Genomic DNA, 19,576 nt, shown 5'->3' with positions numbered 1-19,576 from the left:
TAAAGTAAATGGTGGCTAAACCGAGATTTGAACTTGGGACCCCATCATTATGAGTGATGTGCTCTAACCAGCTGAGCTATTTAGCCATTCTATTTACTTTAATCTTAACTCATCCTGCTAAGCAGTCGTCGTTTCGATGGGGCGCATTATGCGGATATCGATGATTGCCGTCAACTATTTTTTGTTAAAAAATGTGATTTTTATTTCGTTTGCTTAATTGCTAATCATCTTGATCTTATTTTGAACAAAAAACAGCGAATAGGCTGCTAAAAATGCTTTTTTTAATTAAAGGACAGATCCCTATTTGCGAATACAGCTTATTATCTGCAGTTACTTTATTTTATATTTGAAAAACGGTTTTCTAAGTATGAAGTTGGTAAACTTGATGGCATTAAATATCCCAATACCAGGTGGTTTGAGATATATACCCAAACTACTTCAAGATGCAAATTCAGAGTTTCGCCCGGATGCTAGAACAAGACGCAACATGATGAGAATGGTTATTCCCTTTTCAAGTGTTGCAACGCAGTGCTAGCTTTCGGGCGAAACTCCCGAAGGGCAAGGCGATAAACGATGATCTTCGTTGTTAGAAGGCTTTGATTTAGAATGACTAGATCATCAACCTTCTGCCTAGAATCTCATCATTTATCGACTTGCTGATTCTTGCATCTTGAGGTAGCTTGGGTATACAGCCGTAACGAGAGCATTAAATGAAGATATTACATACGTCAGATTGGCACCTTGGTCAGTATTTTATGATGAAAACCAGAGAAGCCGAACATTTGGCTTTTTTAAACTGGTTGCTTGAAGTTGTCAAAAAGGAAAGTATAGAGGCTGTGATTGTGGCCGGTGATATATTCGATAGTGCTTCACCACCCTCATATGCGCGTAAACTATATAGTGACTTTATCGTCAGATTGCAGAAGAGCCTTTGCCGCCATCTCATTATTGTTTCAGGTAATCATGATAGTGTTGCAGTATTAAATGAAAGCAAAGATCTTTTACAAGTATTAAATGTATCGGTACTTGCGGGATTAAGTGATGATTTAAATGAGCATATTATTGCACTGCTAGATGAAAATAATAAGCAAAAGGCATTGGTTTGCGCGTTACCCTTTTTACGCGCTCAGGATGTAATGAGCAGTGAACAAGGAATGTCGGCTGAACAAAAGCAAATGAATTTACAACAAGGCATTCATAATGCGTATCAAAAAATTTATGAGCTAGCTAAAAGCCAATCTACACAGACGAAATTACCAATCATTGCAACCGGGCACTTAACTGCAGTTGGCTGCTCTGTTTCTGAATCTGTACGTGATATCTATATTGGTACTCTGACTGCATTTCCAGCTTCACTCTTCCCTGATTTTGACTATATTGCGCTTGGTCATCTGCACCGTGCACAAAAGGTACAAAAATCAGAATATATTCGTTATAGCGGTTCACCTATTGCATTAAGTTTTGATGAAAGCAAACAGCAGAAAAAAATCAATGTTATCGAGTTTGATGAAAACTCGCCTTTGACCGTCAATGAAATCATTATACCCAATTTTCAGAATATGCAGGTAATAAGTGGCGATTTAGAGTCAGTGATTGAACAGCTGCAGCAACTTAAACAAAAGTTAAATGGCGAAAGTGCCTGGATAGAAGTCAAACTGCAGCAAGCTTTTTATCTTTCTGATGTACATGGAGTATTGAGTGAGCAGGTAGAAGACAGTGCGATTGAAATATTAAAAATCAGTAGCCCTAAAGTGAATGAAAATAATCAATGGCAAGACAACGAAAAATCGACACTGGACAATCTTACTCCGATGGATCTTTTTGAGCATCGTTTGCAGATTGAAGATGGTTATAGCGAACAACAGAAACAGCAATTAACGGATCTATTCGCTGAAGTTTGCTCTGAAGTGGAGCATAAATCATGAAAATTCTTTCATTACGTTTCAAAAATTTAAATTCATTAAAAGGGCAGTGGAAAATTGATTTTCAGGATGACGATTTTACTGAAAATGGATTATTTGTTATTACCGGGCAAACGGGCGCGGGTAAAAGTACCATTTTAGATGCAATTTGTCTGGCGCTATATCAGCAAACCCCGCGCCTGGATCGTTTAACGCAAAGTAAAAATGAACTGATGACGCGCGGGACCGGAGATTGTTCATCGGAAGTTGAATTTAGTGTAAAAGGCAAAGGTTATCGGGTTTTTTGGGAGCAGAAAAGAGCGAGAAAAAGCGCAACAGGTAAGTTACAAGCGCCGCAATGTGAGTTAGCTGAAATAAATGGTGATATTTTATGTACCAAAAGCAGTGAAGTGCTAAAGCAAGTGATTGAGCTTACAGGACTCGATTTCTCTCGATTTACTAAATCGATGTTATTAGCGCAAGGTGGATTTGCGGCATTTTTAAATGCCAGTCCGAAAGAGCGTGCGGAATTATTAGAAGAGTTAACTGGCACTGAAATTTATTGTGAAATTGCTAAACATGTTTTTGAGCGAAATAAACAGGTGCAGGCCGAGTTAGAGCTGTTAATTAAGCAAGCTGATGTATTAGAGGTGCTTTCTGATCTGCAGGTCGAACAATTAAAAGAGCAAGTCGCGTCGCTTGAAATTGAAAAACAAACGCTGCAAACAAGCTCAAAAAGTATTGAATACGCATTATTATGGTTAAAAAACGGTGAGCTATTAAAGTCTCAAGTAGAGACGCAGCTGAAAACGCTGCAAACTTGCGAGCAAGCGTCGATTGCTTTTAAAGATAAGGTATTAGCCATTGAACTGGCTGAAAAAGCCAAGCAACTGGAGCAACCTTACCAAGATCTGCTAATAAATCGTAAGCAGCTGCAGCACAATAGTGAGCAATTGTCGCTCAGTCAACAAAAAAGAGAGGCATCAAATAAGCAGTTAGTCGAAGCTAAAAATCAAGTTGGAAAATTAACTGAGCAGGAAAAATCACAACAAAAAGAGCAGCAATTTAAATTAATGCAACTGACAGAACAGTTGGTACCTTTAGATGTGAAAATCAGTCAATTATCTTTGCAGTGTTCAGAGCAATCGATCGAGCTTGATAAACAAACGGATTTATTAACTGCCAGTCAAAAGAGGTTAGATGCCGGGCTTGAAAAGCAAAATATCAATACTATTGCTTTGCATGAACTCAATAACAGCTTGCAGAAACAGCAAGTGTCACAGGATTTACAAGAGACATTACCTGTTATCGAACAACAATTTTCACTGTATATAAAGCAACAAGCGCAATTAAATAAGCTAAAACTAGCCAGTTCAGAGATGCAGCAGAAGCAAAATAGCCAGCAAAGCCTATTGATTGAGCATAACAGGCAAGCGAGTGAAAGTGCACAACAGTTACAAGTACAACAGTTGGCTTTGCAGGTCCAAGTACAACAAAAAGAGAGCCTATTAAAGGATTTTCAATTCAGCAGTTCAATGCAGGTAAATGAGTCATTAATGCAGGTACTTGAACAGCAAGCGCAAAATCAGCAGGCACTTTCTTTGACTCGGCAGTTAGATGAAACCCGAGGGCGCTTATTAGCTACGCAAAAATGCATTACTGATTTAGAACTGGGGATTAATAGCAATCAGCAGGCGCTTAACGTTGCAGAACTTGCCGGGCAAGAATGCAAAGCGCAAACACTTGCCTTGCAGAAACTGTTAGAACAAGAACAAGTTCTTGCACAACTAAGTGATCTTAAGAAACAATTACAGGAAAATCAGCCTTGTCCATTATGTGGCTCATGTGAGCATCCTGCCATACTCGATTATCAGCCTTTAGATGTACCGGAAACGCAGTTAGCACTGCAGAAAAAAGAGCTGCAATTAAATAAAGTGCGTGATGATTACCGGGATTTATTAGCCCAAAGCAAAGCCGATGCCAAGCAACTAAAAACATATCAAGCACAAGCGCAACAGCTTAACGAATCTCTTGCACTGCTATTATCGGAATGGCAAGCAAGCCCTTATTTAGCAACACTTGAATATCAAGAAAATAGCCAGCAAGATTTACTGTTTTTAGGGCAGAATTTACAAGAAAAACGCAGTAATATTGAAAATCTGCAAAAACAATTACAGCAGATAGAAGAGGGCTTACCCGCATTGCAACAAGCGGTGCAGGGCTTAACGCTGCAAGTTCATGATAATGATAATAAGCAGCAGCAGCTTAATAGCCAAAGCAGGGTTTATGAAAATGAACAGCAACGTCTGCAAAAAGAGCAACAAGCATTACTCGTTCAACTTGAAGAGAATCAAAACAGCATTAAGCAGCAGTTACCCGAGCTGTTATTAAATGAGCCCGTTGAAGTAGATAAATTATTCGCTAATCCTGAGCTATGGATTGAAAAACAGAAAAACAGCATCGTATTGTATCAGTCGATGCAGGCACAGCAGGTGACCCTGCAAAGCTTGCTGGAAAAGCAGGGGCATGAATTAGAGCTGCACAAACAACAGCAGGGGCATATAGAAACATCCTTACAGCAGCTGCGGCTGCAATGGCAAGCTAATCAGGAAAAACTGCAACAGCTGCAGGCGCAAAGGCTGGCTGAATTTGGTCAGCAAAGTCAGCAGCAGATACGAGATAAAATTGAATCTGAAAAACTACAATTAGCTCAGTTGCTAGAGATCGCCAATAAAAAATCACAAGAGATTGAAGGCGAATATGCCCGTTTGTCAGGGCAGATGGCGGAACAAAATAATCAACAAGTAGCGCTGCAAAAACAACAGCAAACACTGTCAGCTGTTTTTGAGCAGTTATTAACAGAGAGTGCTTTTACTGATCAGCAAGCGTTTATTGATTCTCGTTTATCTGCAGCTCAGTTAAGCACTTTATTGCAGCAGCAAAAGCAACTTAACGAGCAATTGTTAACAGAGCTGACACGTTTAAATTCGGCAAAACAGAACCTGGAAAATCATATTAAGCTATTGGTGACAGAAAAAGATTCAATAACGTTAGAAAATGAATTAGCTGCGCAAAAGTCAGCTTATGATCTGTTAAATGATCAATTGGTTGAGCTAAAAGGAAAATTACAAGCTGACATTCGTTTAAAAGCACAGCAAGCCGCGTTGCTTGTAGAGCAACAAAAACAGAAAGAGATATCGCAGCAGTGGGCAATGCTTAATAAACTGATTGGCTCTGCCGATGGCAGTAAATTTAGAACTTTTGCACAAGGCCTGACTTTGGATAATTTAGTTTATCTTGCCAATAAAGAGATGGCGAATCTGCATCAGCGTTATCAATTACAGCGTAATATTGATGAACCCTTAGCATTGCAGGTGATTGATTTATGGCAGGCAAATGCACTGCGTGATGTAAAAACCTTATCAGGTGGAGAAAGCTTTTTAGTGAGCCTTGGCTTGGCGTTAGCCTTGTCTAATCTGGTCAGTCATAAAACGCAAATAGAATCACTGTTTTTAGATGAAGGCTTTGGCACATTAGATGCGAACACCTTGGAAATAGCCCTTGATGCACTGGAAAGGTTAAACGCAACGGGTAAATTAATCGGCGTCATTTCCCATGTAGATGCACTTAAAGAGCGTATTAATAAGCAGATCCATGTGCAAAAGGGGAGTGGAGCGGGTTACAGTAAGTTAGATGCTCAGTACCAATTTATCGAAGATAGTTAGATGCTTATTTGCTGTTTCACTTGCCAAGTGAAACAGCAACCCTGTATATATGAGCCTAATCCAAACGTTTGATAAGTTTGGCTGGTTGTCCACCAACCATAGTATCTGGAGCAACATCTTTAGTTACTACTGAACCAGCTGCAACAATTGAACGGGCACCAATGGTCACCCCCTGACAAACAGACACATTACCACCAATCCAAACATCATCTTCAACGGTAATCGGCAAACATGTTATTTCCCAGTTCCTGCGTTTGCGATGATCAATTGGATGAGAAGGCGTATAAAATTGTGTACTAGGACCAATTAATACATGACTGCCAATAGTGATCGGTGAATTATCTAACATGGTGACCCCCATGTTGATATAGGTATCTCGACCGACTGAAATGGTTTTTCCATATTCACATAGGAAGGGCGGACAGATGATGCTGTTTTCGCCAAAACTTTTTAAAAGCTGCTTAAAGTATGGTTTTGCCTTATTGAACTGGCGTTGGTTGATGCTTTGCAAAAGCGCAAAAGCCTGATCGCGTAGCTGATTAAATTCAGGGGCCAGTGCATCGTAATCCAATCCTAATTGCATTTTTTCAAATTCTGTCATTAGTGATTACCTGTTTTATAAATGTTAAATCCTACTTTAATCTAAAATTAACTGTAGATCTCCTTATAAAAGCAAGTGCAAGGCTGAACAATAGCAAATCTGGTTTTGTATCAATTAATAATAACGAGCTAATATGCTGGCGATGCAAATTTTATGAACAAGCCTATAAATGAAGTTTATCTTGGATTACTTTTCACTTTCTTTATTTTAAGCAAGCCCAGGAACTGCTGGACACTTTAAAAATATTCAAACCTCAGGATCTTCCAATCTCTGAATATACTTGGTTGGATCGAGCAGATAGCAGTTTTCAAGATAAGGAAATATTTACACCGTCCAATACTAGGGGATAGGCATACGAGCATTTGCTACTGCATCACCTTCAGGTGGCGCAATAGAGGTAGTTATAGCATGCTGTGGAGTTGCTTGGCGGAAAAATAAAGGCAACCGAAGTTGCCTTTATTATATTTGTACAGATAGTTTGAACTATTGCTTAAACATTAAAGCGGAAGTGGATAACATCACCATCTTTAGTGATATAGTTTTTGCCTTCTAAACGCCATTTACCCGCTTCTTTTGCGCCCGCTTCACCTTTGTATTCGATAAAATCATCAAAACCAATAATTTCAGCACGGATAAAACCACGTTCAAAATCGGTATGAATAACACCTGCTGCCTGAGGTGCTGTTGCACCCACTTTAACCGTCCAGGCACGAACTTCTTTTACACCTGCTGTAAAGTAGGTTTGTAAATGCAGTAACTCGTAGCCACTGTTGATTACACGGTTTAAGCCCGGCTCTTCCTGACCAATACCTTCTAAGAACTCTTTTTTGTCTTCTTCATCAAGCTCAGCAATTTCTGACTCTATGGCAGCACAAACAGGCACGACAACAGAACCTTCTTGCTCTGCAATTTCACGAACTTGATCTAAATATTCATTATCTTCAAAACCATCTTCACTAACATTAGCGATGTACATGGTTGGTTTACCTGTTAAGAAGTTAAGGTAAGCAACCGCTTCTTTTTCTTCTTTAGTTAAATCAAGACCGCGTACCATGCCGTCAGCTTCAAGATGTGCTTTAATTTTTTCCAAAACAGGCATTTCAAATTTGGCATCTTTATCGCCACCTTTCGCTTTTTTAGCGATACGTAACAGGCTGCGATCACAGCTTTCTAAATCAGCAAGTGCCAGTTCGGTATTGATGATCTCAATATCATCTTTAGGATGGATTTTACCCGCCACATGAACGATATTATCATCCTGGAAACAACGTACAACGTGACCGATTGCATCTGTTTCACGAATGTTCGCAAGGAATTTATTACCCAAGCCTTCACCTTTTGATGCGCCTTCAACTAAACCGGCAATATCAACAAATTCCATTGTTGTAGGCAATACGCGCTGCGGGTTTACAATTTCAGCTAATTGATCAAGGCGAGGATCAGGAACAGGCACGATACCAGTATTAGGCTCAATCGTACAAAATGGAAAGTTTGCAGCTTCAATGCCCGCTTTTGTTAGCGCGTTAAATAATGTTGATTTACCAACATTTGGTAAGCCGACGATGCCACATTTGAAACCCATGATTAGTATCCTATTTTGTTAGTTATTTGTGTTAATTGAGAGATAGTTTTAATGGAATATTATTCAGCTTTAAAACTATGTAAGCGATTCATCGCTTTTGCTAGTCCGTCTTGCCCTAAAATATGGGTGCAACGAGCAGCTTCATCAATACTTTGGTCAATCAGATTTTGTTCACTGCTTGGTGCTTTGCCAAGTACAAAACCACTGACTCTATTTCGGTCACCTGGATGACCAATGCCAATTCGCAGACGATAGAAATTTTTATTATTGCCGAGTTTGGAGATAATATCTTTTAAGCCGTTATGACCGCCATGACCGCCACCGAGTTTAAACTTCGCAATACCGGGAGACAGATCTAACTCATCATGTGCAACGAGGATCTCTTCAGGTTTAATACGATAAAAATTCGCCATTGCAGCAACAGACTTGCCACTAAGGTTCATAAAGGTAGTAGGTACAAGAAGGCGCAGATCATTACCTGCAAATTGAATGCGTCCAGTCAAGCCGTAAAACTTTGCTTCAGCTTTAAGTTGGATATTTTCTTGAGAGGCGAATTGGTTTAAATACCATTGCCCGGCATTGTGTCTTGTTTGTGCATATTCGGGGCCTGGATTAGCCAGGCCCACAAGCAATTTAATCGTAATGGACACGATTATTCAGCAGCTGGTGCTTCTGCAGTTGCTACTTCTTCTTCTGCTACAGCAGCTTTCTTAGCTAGTGCAATTGAAACTAATGGCAGGTCATGAGATGTACCTTTCGCTAGTTCAACTGATTCAACACCTTCAGGAAGTGTTAAGTCAGAGATATGCACTGTATCGCCGATAGCCATTTTGCTGATATCAACTTCAATAAATGAAGGTAAGTCAGCAGGTAGACAAGAAACTTCAACTTCATTAGCGATGTGAGAAACTACACCACCATTTTTAACAGCTTCTGAAGCATCTACGTTAATGAAGTGTAGTGGAACTGTTGTGTGAAGTTTTTGAGATGCATCAACACGTAGAAGATCTAAATGTTGAATGCGTTCTTTAAATGCGTGACGTTGAATAGCTTTAAGTAAAACTTGCTCTGCAACACCATCGATTTCTAAGTCTAGAACTGAAGAGTAAAAAGCTTCAACAGCTTCAACTTTACGTAGTTCTTTTTGTTCAAAAGTTACTGATACTGGCTCTTTGTCTGCACCGTAAACGATTGCTGGAACTAGATCTGCATGACGTAGGCGGCGGCTCGCACCTTTCCCTAGATCAGTACGGATTTTTGCGATTAATTTAATAGACATGGTGTAACTCCAATAACGAGGGTACTTTATAAAGTTCCTCAAATTTAAAATAGATTTTATCTTGCGACCAGATAAAACCACCTTATCCGCTCATCTTAATGAGGGATAAAAAAGGCGCGCCATAATAACGTAGCGGAAGAATTTTGTACAACATTAAAACAAACTTCAGGCATAAAAAAACGCTTAATTGCACTGCAATTAAGCGTTTTTGTTTTTTAAACTAATTAACGCAGGTTAATCGTTTAATTGGCAATGATTAATAATGAAACATTGCCGAAATTGATTCTTCGTTGCTTACGCGACGAATAGCTTCAGCTAGCATACCGCTTAATGTTAACTGCTTAACTTTACCTGTTGCAATAATCTCTTCTGAAAGAGGAATTGAATCAGCAACAATAAATTCATCAATGACAGAGTTTTTGATGTTTTCAGCTGCTTTTCCGGAGAATACGGCATGTGTTGCGTAAGCATAAACAGATTTCGCACCACGCTCTTTAAGAGCAGCTGCGGCTTGACATAGTGTGCCGCCGGTATCGATCATATCATCAACGATAATACAGTTACGGTCTTCAACATCACCGATCAGGTGCATTACCTGCGCAACGTTTGCTTTTGGACGACGTTTATCAATGATAGCAAGGTCTGCATCGTTTAATAATTTAGCATGTGCACGAGCACGTACAACACCGCCAATATCAGGAGAAACGATCATTGGGTTATCCAGTTTCTTCTCTAACATATCTTCAAGAAGTACAGAGCTGCCAAAGACGTTATCAACAGGCACATCAAAGAAACCTTGAATCTGTTCTGCATGCAGATCAACGGTTAATACGCGGTCAACACCGACATTTGACAAGAAGTCCGCAACCACTTTTGCTGTAATAGGTACACGGCTTGAGCGAACGCGACGGTCTTGACGGGCATAACCAAAGTAAGGAATAACAGCAGTAATACGTCCCGCAGATGCGCGACGAAGCGCATCAATCATTACGATTAGTTCCATTAGGTTATCGTTTGTTGGTGCACAAGTCGATTGAACGATGAAAATATCATCGCCACGTACGTTCTCGTTAATTTGTACGTGGATCTCTCCATCACTAAAGCGACCAACTTCAGCACTTCCTAGTTTAATGAAAAGACGATCTGCAATTTTTTGTGCTAGATCGGGTGTCGCGTTACCTGCAAATAGTTTCATATTTGGCACTGTGAGGACCTCTGTCATCCTGTTCGGTTTGTGTTAAAAAGCAACATGCTAATTAACATTTGTTATTGATTATTAATAATCAATAACTTTTTAATTCAGTGTGGATAATAATTCATTGAGCGGCGAATTATTTAACCCTTGCGCGGTAAAAGCATTTATCCATTCAGGGGTTTTATCCAAAACAACTTGAGCATCATGAATACTGGTAAATGTGCTAAAAACACATGCTCCAGTTCCAGTCAGCCGAGTCGGGGCGTATTCTATCAACCACTCTATTATCTTGGCAACCTTAGGATAGTTATTTTTTACACAAGGCTGGCAGTCATTTAGCCAATTTTGACTCATTAATTGCAGGTGGTTCTGCTTTGTTGTATTGCGAATAAGATCTGCAGCTTGAAATATTGTTGGCGTTGAAATATGGCAGTCAGGTACTGCAACCAGATAACTGTTTTCAGTGGGGTTGACGGGGCTTAATAATTCACCAATACCTTCTGCAATAGCCGCTTTTCCAAGTATAAATACCGGAACATCTGCGCCCAATTCAACACCCATTTCAGCCAGTTCCTGTGCTTGTAAATTGAGATCCCAGTGATAATTTAATGCTACTAAGGTTGTTGCTGCATCTGATGATCCGCCACCCAAGCCGCCACCCATAGGTAAATTTTTCTCGATCTTAATAAATGCACCAGCATTCTCGGGGGCTCTTTTTTTTAATATCATGGCGGCTTTATAAATGAGGTTATCGCTTAATTGCACGCCTTCAATATTTTCAGAAAGCGTTATTTCCCCGGAAAGATTTGGGCTGATAGATAAATAATCACAAATATCGATAAATTGAAATAGAGTTTGTAGTTCATGATATCCATCTTTACGCTGGCCGTTGATATATAAAAATAGATTGAGTTTCGCGGGAGCAGGCCAGCGAACAGTCTCTGTTTTAATCATGCTTTCTCTCTTTATTAGTACGGGTAAGTTGTGCTTCTGTTGAGGGTTGAGAATAGTAGTGGCTTAGACTTTTTAAATACAGTGTTTATCCTGTTTTTTTATATTGAAATACGATATTTATCGTAATTTGCTCGTGGTAATGAAAGCAGATAGATTTTTTCAGCCCGCTCTAGCTTTTAGGTTAACATCGCCAACCTGAGTTCAGGTTAGCGATGTGTATACCCAAACTACTCATCAATTAAGTGATGATCGATCTGGCTCTGATATTCTTGCGGTTTAAATTGACTAAACCGAGGTAAGAACTTATCCCAGTCGATAATATGACTGTTTATTTCAGGACCATCAATACAAGCATGCTTACGGATGAGTTTGCCATTTTCCATGACTGGCACCATACACGCACCGCACATTCCCGTTGCGTCCACCATGATGGAGTTAAGGCTGGCAATACATGCAACATTATAATCTAGCGTTAAATCACTCACTGCCCGCATCATCATTGGTGGACCAATAGTGATAACTTCTGCAATAGGCTCTCCGACACTGTCTCGATTACTAATCAGCATCTCTTCGAGTGGCATGGTGACAAAGCCTTTAATCCCCAAAGTACCATCGTTACTTGCATAAATGACTTCAAGTAGATCCGGGTATTGGCGACGTAAGGTTTCAACGCGACCGTCTTCTTCTGTCCAGAAGCAAAAATCGAGACCTCTGAACCCTGTGATTAGGGTGACCTTGTTACCTATTTCAAGTTGCGCACGCATAATCGGGTATACAGCAGGTAAACCCACACCACCGGCGGTGAATATGACGCGCTGCTTTTCAGGATGTTTGACCATATGACTTGCCTGGCCAAGTGGACCTGCAATAGCAGCAAAACAGTCTCCCTCCTGCATCTGGTTGATGATTTTTGAGCTGCTGCCTAGGCCTTGGATGACCAGCACTATGGTGCCGTCTTCTCGGCTCCAGTCAGCAAGGGTTAATGGTAGCAGTTCACCTTTATCATCGGCTAACACGCGGACAAACTGTCCGGCTTTGGCTGATTGTGCAATTAAGGGCGCTTTGATGGTGAATTCAACAATGCCATCAGTTAACTGACTGCGTGTAACGATTTCCGCTGCTGTTTGTCCCAAGTCTGTATAGCGACTCGCTTGTTCAACAAGATTGCTAACTTCTTTGCTATTGAAATGAAAATCCTGCATGATTTCTTGTGCTGCAGCTTGGCCGTCACCTGCGGCTTTAATCGCAGTAGAGCCGCCGCGGGTTGCATCACCACCACTGTAAATACCGCTTAACGAGGTTTGTTGTGAGCCTTTGTTGAGGAGTACAGTGCCCCATTTGGATGTTTCTAAATCGGGCTCTGCATCTTTCACAATTGGATTGGTGTTGTTACCGAGCGCCATGATGGCTAAATCAACCTGCATTAACTCAGTTTCACCCGTTGCCTGCGGGCGGCGACGGCCCGATTCATCCGGCTCACCCAATGCCATTACCTCGAGTTTAGTACTGGCAAGCTGATGGTTTTTGTCACCGTTAAACTCACAAGGAGAACGCAGCTCTTTAAGCATGATCCCTTCTTCAAGCGCATGGTGCAGTTCTTCAACGCGAGCAGGCATCTCCTGCTGGGTACGTCGATAGACAATCGTTACGTTAGCACCCAAACGGCATGCGGTACGCGCGGCATCCATTGCGGTATTACCACCACCGATGATCATCACCTCTTTGCCTTTCACTTCAGGCAGTGGGGTTTCATACTCTGCTTCATTAGCATGCATCAGGTTAACCCGGGTTAAAAACTCATTGGCCGACATGATATTGAGTAGATGTTCACCCGGTACATTCATAAAGCGAGGTAAACCAGCGCCTGTTCCCACAAATATCCGTGCAAAGCCTGCGCGTTTTAAGTCAGCAAGCGTGGCTGTTTTACCGACAATGTAGTTAGTCACAAAGCGGCCGCCAAGTTCTTTGATTTTGCCAACCACATCATCGATTAACTGATTCGGTAAACGGAACTCGGGAATACCATAACGCAGTACGCCACCGAGTGCGTGAAATGCTTCAAATACAGTGACGGGGTAACCCGCTTTAGCTAACAGGTAGGCGTTAATCAGCCCTGATGGACCTGAGCCTACGATAGCAACCGGCGGTTTAGTCGCTACAGCCCAAGGGTTGCACACTACGACATTGTTTGCTGTTCCGTCATCTAACTCACGTTCCCGTTGTGGTAAGAACCATTCGAGTTGTCCGATTTCAATTGGACGTTCGTTAAGGGTACACACACCCTGGCACTGCAGTTCTTGAGGACAAACTCGCCCGGTTACATTCGGTAGCGGGTTGGCATCGCGAATAAGTTCAAAGGCGTCTTTAAACTTACCTTCACCCATCAGATTCAATGCTTGAGGTATATGAATTTTTACCGGACAACCACCGTCATTTTCTCCGGTTGTCTCACCTTGTTTGTTACAGTGTGGAATACCGACTTCACAAGGGCTGTCTTCACATTGTTTGTCACGTAATACTTCTAGCCAGACAAACAGATCCACTTCCCGTAAACTGTACCCCAGCCCCATGTAACCAAGATACCCCTGGTTAACCAGATCAAAGTCTCTGCGCCGTTCTTGTGCAGGACGGACATAAGGGGGAATATTGTTTTTCCCCGGCCATCCCTCAGATAAACCTTTAAACATAGGATATCGGGGGGATAGGTATTGATCTAGTCCTTGGATAAATGCACGTTTTTGTTTAAGCGGACTTCTCCATAAATAACGCTGTAAGGCTGTACTAAGCTCATTATTTGCCAGTAACAATTCCCACAGTTTTTCTGTAAAGGCCGCGTTCAGCCGGCCCTGTTTGAGCATTTTCCGAATTGCCTGCTGGCTCTCTTCAATGATCATCTGCTGAAAGCGCAGCGGATCCTGCTCCATCCGCTGCATCAATAAGTCGCGCTGCGATTGAGATAATGTGGCAGTCATAATTATACCTCCGCCGCGGCTGGCGCATTGAGGTGGATAATTTCAGCATCACACTCATCAGCGATACGAGCAGCCCGGCTAATCAATTCATCGGTTATTACGGTATTTTCCAGTGCGTCGGGGATAACGCGGCTGACGACTTTCGCGATACCGTTATCAACAATGGTGACTTTTTCAAATAATTCACCTAACTGCTGATAACAAGTTTTGCAGTCAGTACATTCGCCTTGTCTTTCATCCGTAATAACAACTAACGGTTTATCAGTGGATAATGCACTGACTGCTGATTGTACGGCTTCCACCTGAGTAACTGGAATAGATTGCTCAGGTGAGAAAGCGCCTGTCGTCATCGCCAGTTCTGCTAAGCCATTGGCGATGCTATCGATCGCTTGTTCTTTGGCTTCGACAGCTTGTTGATAGCGTTGTTGCCATTGCTTAAGCTGCAGTTGGTAATCTTGCTCAATTTTCACAAGCTGTTGACCGCTGATGTACTGCAACATTCGCCAATTGTTTAAGCGTTCTTCTGTCAGGGCAATAATGGAATCAGAAACACGCAATTGGATTAAATGCTGCTGCTTATCTGTTGACCAGACAAATGGCACTTTCCCGATGCGCTCTGATGCGCTTAGCGCAATGTAATCTGCCACCTCTACAAGCGATGCGTTGCTATCGAGCGGTTGGAAATGTTTCTTAAAGCGTCCTTCCTGCAAAGCAAAATCAGCAGGGGTAAATGGCACTTGTTTTAATTGGGTCATACCATCAGCGTCGGCATAAGTAATGGTTTGCGTTGCCCAGTCCTGCAGGACTTCAGGGTTTCCTTCTAATGAGAAGCGCTCTGCTAATGTTGCACCTTTACGCGGATCATGAATAAAAACAGGATTCATGCGACTTTCAACGGCCCATCGTGAATGACGTGTACTGGCATCATCGGCAATACCGTGTTCACCCATGCATGGCGTATACACGTCAAACAAAGCAGGGGCATCTTGATAGTTCAAGTATTCCATCAAGCTGGACATGAAGTGACCCTGTAGTGCTGTTGAGGTTTGTACAACCATCACTTTCGGGTGGAAGGTAGCAATAATGCCTAACTCTTTACGCGCCTCTTCTTTACCGCTGTGCGTGGCGCCGAAACGACTAAGATCAGAGTCTTGAGCCGTGAAGCTTGAGGTCGACGCTTGACCACCAGTGTTAGAGTAACTACCGGTATTAAGCACTACGACTTTAATTGGTGTCGATGTTGTCAGTAAGCGGGATAGTGCACCGAAACCAATATCGTAAGTTGCACCATCACCACCTATGCTGAATACCGTTGGCAGTAACGCCAGTTCCTGAGCGGAAAGCTGTGTCCACTCAAGATAGCGCAGTTGCTTGTCATGGATTTGTGGATCATAGAGATCATCAATATCTAATTTTGCACTGCGGATGGCTTTAATTTGCGCAAGCTGATTGGCGACTTCACCTTCAAATAACCCCTTCGCAACAGCCGGTGTATCTTGGAACAGGCTATTTACCCAGGGATCATTATAAGGATTTGACGGGAATGTTGATGCATAAACACTACTACAGCCTGTGGCGTTGGCAATAAGGGCATCAGAAGGACCGTTGCCCGTCGGGCCATGTTCAAAGTGGAATAGACGTTTGTCTAATGTTGCGATTGTTTGTTGGATACGCGCAGATCTGTCTGGATCGTTTTCATCAGACACCGTTGTAGTGAGCTTAACCTCTAACTGTGCAAGCAGATTTTCTAATTGCCTGATATGGGAATTATAGCGTTGTTGTTGTAGCGCGCGGTTTATCGATGTGACTAAACGTAGCGCGGTCACTTCACCACAGCCTCGACAAGCACCATGACCGGAACTCATTGCATAGTAATTATCACGATCGAGTAATAAGCGTTTCGCTTCACCACTGGACTGGGTTGCCTGTTCGATAAAGCGAATCGGGGTGTTTGGCATTTCTGCTAAGGTGTTAAAACGTTGCTGCATCTGCGTGTTGAGTTCGCTGGTTTGGCGTACTTTTACAAGTGCTTTAGGGCCGCAAACCTCGACACATTCCATACAGCCGCTACATTTGCTTGGGTCAACAGCGACACTAAATAGCCCGCCCGATCCCGGCAGTGCATTTTCCATGGCATCGAAAAAAGGTTTAGTGCGGCTCATTGGTATATTTTCAAGCATGACACAAACACTGGCTAGGTGTTGTTGCACTGCTTGGTTATCAAATGTCATGTTATCGACAACTTTTGCCATGAGATCATGTAAAGTCGGCGTTTCTCCTTTAGCTGCACTGCGATATTGATGACGGATAGCATCACAAAGAGGGGGAACCTGTGCCTTAAGAAGTTCAAGTTGTGCTGGTGGCAGAGTAAGCTTGGCGATGGCGATGTTTAAAATATCGTGGAGTTCATGCACGGCATTAGGAATTGCGCCGTCTGGACAGGCAATCGTACACTCCATACACCCCGTACATTTGTCAGCGTTGAATGAGGGGACATTTAAACGGAACAAGCCTTTATCTTTAGTTACAGCACTCGCAGGCGGCAGAAACATGCCTGAACCGGGAATAACAGGAGCTTCGCTGATGCTACCGTCGGCGTAGCTTTTACCGGCAATATTATCAAAGTAAGCCTGGTCGAATAAGCCACAGCTGGCGTTGCTGGCTTTATTGTGTTGTTTCTGTGTTGCTGCTGTTTCGATTGTTTCATTATCAGTGAAGTCGGCGTAACACACTGCTTGTGTTGCTTGCACGCCATCCCGAATCACCGCCATATTACTGGCAACGACTTTTTCACCTTTCACGGCAAATTTCTTCTTAATTTGCCGTTCAATACGCTCTAGCATTTGCTGTGCATCAGCACCTTCAATCACCTGCTTGGCATGTCCGCACAAGGCACCAATAAAGGCAATGCCCATCATTCTAATTTCTAAGTCAGGCGTCGGCGCATGCTTACGCGCAACTTTAAAGGCATCGACGACATAAAAATTAATATTTTTCTCGCGTATGTATTGACGGGCACTTTGCGGTAGCTTTTGCCATGCCTGCTGCGGCGTATGGTGGGTTTGCAAAATAAAAGTGCCGTTTTCAGTCAGCCCTGCGAGTGGGTTGGTATGCATGAACACCTTGTGATCTGGCGACAAGACAACCTCAATTTGCTGAAGTTCGGCGTTGGTAATTTTGATCGGCTCGGGTGACAGGGTTATGAAGAAATTAGTCGGCGCGCCACTTTTTTCTGAACCGTATTTAGGCATTGACTTAGAATGTAAACCGAGTGCTCCAGCGAGAATGTCGGTGAGCAGTTTACCCGTTGCAATGGTGCCGTAACCACCAACAGAGTGGAAACGAATGCGCATTGCACTTTCCGGCAGCAAGTTCGGGTTTTCACCGGTTTCTAATGCCATCAGCTCGGTATCTGGGTAAGCTTGACGCAGACGCTGTTGGCTATCGTTTAACTCTCCCGATGCTGTATATGCAAAGAACTGACTACCTAAATAGAAAAAAGGTTTACTGTTTTGTGCAAACATATTTTCAAATGCAGCGATCAGATGACAAGGCTGTAAATCATGGCCGCCTAATCCAAAGATACCGGTATTGATTTGCGGTGGATTCGTGAGCGGCATAATGCCTTTGTGACGAAGGGTGACAGCATTTTCACTGGCTTTAAATAAAGCCCGTGAGACTCGTTCTGTAAGGCGCGTTTCATCACAACGCTCAAGAATGGTAACTGATTTTTTACCCGCTAGTTTTTCAATTAATTGTGCTTCAGGAAACGGGTGCAGTTGTTTAATGGAAATCACCCCCACTTTATGACCTTGGCTGCGCAGATAACTGGCAACAGCTTCTGCATCATCAGTAACAGAGCCTAAACCAAGCAGCAGGTACTCTGCATCAGTGCACATAAATTCCATAACCGGTTCATATTTACGCCCTGTTAATTGTGTGTACTCATTCATCGCTTGTTCGATAAACTGCGGTACATCACTCATAAAATGGGTACTATGATCGACGATACCAGCTTGATAATCGGGTTGATTCTGCACACCGCCGGTTAAGCCAGGATTGTGCGTGTCGACTAAAGCGGGCACGCGTTGACGACTGTCTTTTTGATAGGCATTTAGCCATGTGCGTCGCCATTTTTTTTGTAACTCTGCTGGAATGAACGCATTGCTTTCGCTAAGGCGCTCGCCATTACTATCAGCTTCTAACTGCTCACAATACTGGTCAATATAGTCCTTTAAAGCTTGGCACTTATCCGGCCAGAACTGATCCTGATATTTGTCAATAAACCGGGTGAGCTGCCATACTCGTCCTTTCGCACCATAAAGCATTCGTTGCGCTTCTGTTGGTGCTGCAATACGCGCGCTAGGGTCGCCGAGATAGTGTTTTAGCATTTCCGGCTCAGGCAGCATAACTTGACTTTGAATGTGGCTGGTGGCAAAACCGTCCATCGTATTGGCGACAGGAATTAGAGAAAGGGCACTGACACGATAAGAGATGGCTGCTAAATCGGCCGCCTGTTGGGCGTTGCTGGCAAATAATGTGGTATAGCCGGCAGAGAGCAGGGCGTAGACATCATCATGGCCAGCCATGACGTTTAGTGAATGACGCGAGACAGATCGTGCTGCAACATGAAGTACAAACCCTGCCGCCTTTTTGCCAACCGTAACATAATGAGATTCTAAAGCGTAGAGGATACCCTGACTGGAAGAAGCATTGGAAATATATTTCCCACCAGTTAACGCGGCTCCTAATGCACCACTTTGTGCGGAGTGCTCACCTTCAGGCTCAAAGAAAAAGGGGTGCTCACCCCAAACATTGCATCCGCCTTGTGCACGGAATTCTTCATATAGTTCAGAAATTTCTGTCGATGGTGTAATTGGATAACCAATCACCCCACCGCAAACATGATCCATAACATGTGCAACCGCGCCATTACCATGAATAACAGTTGCTAACCCCGGGTATTGCGGAAAATCTTGTTGCTGCTTAGCTGATTTGGACAATAAAGACATGAGCTATTTCTCCTAGTATGTATTAGGCAAGCTAATTGGTCGATGACTTTGGCCAACAACATACAAATCACCATTAAATTCCGGCAGTTCAGGAACTTTAGGCGCGTATCTCAGCTTTAAACCATAACTGTTTGAAAAACAAAATGTGTGCCATTGAAATACTAGACTAGTGGCCAGCAGAAAATGCGCCGATCTTCACAAAAAAAGACTTAAATTGCTTGTATTACAGATCTGATGATGGAGGTACTTGGAAGAAATTCTTTAACAGAAAAAACGGTTGCTCTTGTTCGCCAGAAATTATACCAATTCCGTTAATTGGGAGATCTATTTAAGCGTGGGAAAAATGGATGAAAGC

General features: G+C 42.6%; 10 protein-coding genes and 1 tRNA gene. 2 read left to right on the top strand and 9 right to left on the bottom strand.

Annotated elements, in window-relative coordinates:
* Positions 1-9: 9 nt before the first annotated feature.
* Positions 10-86 (bottom strand) — tRNA-Met (locus AC4GME_RS10130).
* Between the two features lie 624 nt (positions 87-710).
* Between AC4GME_RS10130 and sbcD the strand changes: the two genes are divergently transcribed.
* Positions 711-1,925, top strand: a complete 1,215-nt coding sequence (gene sbcD / locus AC4GME_RS10125; protein ID WP_490375811.1) for an exonuclease subunit SbcD — start codon at positions 711-713, stop codon at positions 1,923-1,925.
* Positions 1,922-5,626, top strand: a complete 3,705-nt coding sequence (locus AC4GME_RS10120; RefSeq protein WP_490375810.1) for an AAA family ATPase — start codon at positions 1,922-1,924, stop codon at positions 5,624-5,626. Before sbcD ends, AC4GME_RS10120 begins: the two co-directional genes overlap by 4 nt.
* Before the next feature lie 55 nt (positions 5,627-5,681).
* Here AC4GME_RS10120 and AC4GME_RS10115 read toward each other — a convergent pair whose 3' ends face one another.
* From AC4GME_RS10115 to AC4GME_RS10080, 8 genes are all read right to left on the bottom strand, one after another.
* Positions 5,682-6,227: a sugar O-acetyltransferase gene (locus tag AC4GME_RS10115; protein WP_490375809.1), complete on the bottom strand. Its 546-nt coding sequence runs from the start codon at positions 6,225-6,227 to the stop codon at positions 5,682-5,684.
* Between the two features lie 490 nt (positions 6,228-6,717).
* Complete coding sequence (ychF, locus tag AC4GME_RS10110; RefSeq protein ID WP_490375808.1) at positions 6,718-7,809, bottom strand: redox-regulated ATPase YchF; 1,092 nt, start codon at positions 7,807-7,809, stop codon at positions 6,718-6,720.
* Between the two features lie 59 nt (positions 7,810-7,868).
* Positions 7,869-8,459, bottom strand: coding sequence for an aminoacyl-tRNA hydrolase (gene pth / locus AC4GME_RS10105; RefSeq protein ID WP_490375807.1), 591 nt, complete (start codon positions 8,457-8,459; stop codon positions 7,869-7,871).
* Positions 8,460-8,461: 2 nt separating this feature from the next.
* Positions 8,462-9,088, bottom strand: a complete 627-nt coding sequence (locus AC4GME_RS10100) for a 50S ribosomal protein L25/general stress protein Ctc (protein ID WP_490375806.1) — start codon at positions 9,086-9,088, stop codon at positions 8,462-8,464.
* 256 nt (positions 9,089-9,344) lie between these two features.
* On the bottom strand, positions 9,345-10,292 hold the full coding sequence (locus tag AC4GME_RS10095) for a ribose-phosphate pyrophosphokinase (RefSeq protein ID WP_490375805.1): 948 nt from the start codon (positions 10,290-10,292) through the stop codon (positions 9,345-9,347).
* A 90-nt stretch (positions 10,293-10,382) separates the two neighbouring features.
* Complete coding sequence (gene ispE, locus AC4GME_RS10090) at positions 10,383-11,237, bottom strand: 4-(cytidine 5'-diphospho)-2-C-methyl-D-erythritol kinase (RefSeq protein WP_490379334.1); 855 nt, start codon at positions 11,235-11,237, stop codon at positions 10,383-10,385.
* Positions 11,238-11,464: 227 nt separating this feature from the next.
* Positions 11,465-14,209, bottom strand: coding sequence for a sulfide/dihydroorotate dehydrogenase-like FAD/NAD-binding protein (locus tag AC4GME_RS10085; RefSeq protein ID WP_490375803.1), 2,745 nt, complete (start codon positions 14,207-14,209; stop codon positions 11,465-11,467).
* Positions 14,210-14,211: 2 nt separating this feature from the next.
* Entirely contained in the window at positions 14,212-19,221 is a 5,010-nt protein-coding gene (locus tag AC4GME_RS10080; protein WP_490375802.1) for a 2-oxoacid:acceptor oxidoreductase family protein, read from the bottom strand.
* Positions 19,222-19,576: the final 355 nt, after the last annotated feature.

The organism is Psychromonas sp., assembly GCF_983033635.1.
This window is presented reverse-complemented; position numbering and strand designations above follow the sequence as displayed.